The organism is Thiohalophilus sp. (assembly GCF_031581315.1).
Lineage (GTDB): Bacteria > Pseudomonadota > Gammaproteobacteria > UBA6429 > Thiohalophilaceae > Thiohalophilus.
In genome coordinates, this window is the sequence record NZ_JAVLAZ010000029.1 from 28,429 (window position 1) to 29,934 (window position 1,506).

Here is a 1,506-nt window from a genome sequence, read left to right on the forward strand (position 1 = left end):
CAGCAGGTAGGCTCGATAAAGCGCTAGCGGTATCGGGCATTTGTCTACGAAGACACGAAGGATAAGCCCGATGAAGTTTCAATCAAGGATTCTTTGTGTCTTCGTGTCCTGGTGGTGGAGCGTTAGATAACGGCTTTTGCATTTTGTAATGAATGATCTCGCCGAACAGGGTGTGGCTCCGGCCCAGTAGTTCATAACCCTGCCGGCGATAAAACGCCACCACCGGCTCCCGGGCGTGCAATACCAGATTTTGCAGTCCCTGTGCACGCGCTGCGTCTTCCAGAGCCAAGAGTATCTGTTTTCCCAGGCCCTGCCCGCGGTAATCGGGATCCACGGCCATGTAGCGTAACTGTCCGGTATCGGCATCCAGGCTATGCAGGCGGCCGACGGCGCGGACCTGCAGGGTGTTGTCGATGATCATCCGGTGGGTGGCACTGGCCTCGTGCTCATCGCGTTCACTGCCACGGGGCTGTTGCCATGGAGCGCGCAGCACCTGCCAGCGCAGTTCGTAATAGGCGTCGAACTGTGCCGGGGTTTGCGGCGTGATAATCTGCATGGTTTCCAGGGATGTCAGGCAAACACCACCCAGGTGGTAGCGATGTACTTGATGCCCTGTTCGAGGACGCAGGCGCGGTGTTCATGGGTCCAGAAGGGCGGGAACAGCACAAGCTTGCCGGTTTCGGGTTTGACCTTGAGGTTTTGATATAAAAACTCGGTTTCGCCGCCGGCGTCGACATCGTTCAGATACCACAGGGCTACCAGCTGGCGCATGGCAAAGTCGTGGCTGCCGCCGTCGATATGCCAGTGATAATACTCGCCGGGTTGATAACGTTGCAGGCCGTAGCCCATGTCCTTGAACGGTCCCTTGAAATAGGGAAAGGTTTCGCGAAACTCGAGCAGAGCGGTTTTGAGCGATTGAAACAGGGCGTTATCGACATCCTTCCAGTGTTCCTTGCCGCTGACCACCAGATCGGTGGTCTTTTTTATCCCGCTGTTCTCATCCACCGTCTGGCCGATCCGCCCCGGATACTGCTCTTCGGTATGCTGCTCGAAGCGCGTGACCATCTCCCGGCACAGTTCAGCCGGCAGCGCATTTTGCTGCTCGAAAATAAAACTGTTGGGCTGCAACTCGCGGATCGTTTTCAGCGGCGGCGGGGTGAATTCCATCTTGGCGGACATCGTAAAAACCTGTGAACGGGTGTGAATGACAACGGAATATATTTAAATCCGCTAATGAACGCAAATCAACGCAAATATAAGAAGTATCAGATCATGTATTTTTTCGCGTTAATTCGCGTGCATTTGCGGACTGAAAAATCGACAACAGGTGTTACCGGCGGCAAATAAATTATAACCGGTTGTTTTCGATTAGCTATTGCCAGCAAATATATGTAAATCCGCGAATGAACGCAAATCAACGCAAATATAAGAAATATCAGATCATGTATTTATTCGCGTTAATTCGCGTGCATTTGCGGACTGAAAAATCGACAACAGGTGTTACCG

At 52.9% G+C, this 1,506-nt stretch carries 2 protein-coding genes; both read right to left on the bottom strand.

Annotation, left to right across the window (positions count from 1 at the left end):
• Nucleotides 1-82 precede the first annotated feature (82 nt).
• On the bottom strand, nucleotides 83-556 hold the full coding sequence (locus RI563_RS06120; protein ID WP_310693480.1) for a GNAT family N-acetyltransferase: 474 nt from the start codon (nucleotides 554-556) through the stop codon (nucleotides 83-85).
• A 14-nt stretch (nucleotides 557-570) separates the two neighbouring features.
• A complete protein-coding gene (locus RI563_RS06125; protein ID WP_310693481.1) occupies nucleotides 571-1,179 on the bottom strand; it encodes a 2OG-Fe(II) oxygenase family protein in 609 nt (202 codons plus the stop codon).
• Nucleotides 1,180-1,506 lie beyond the last annotated feature (327 nt).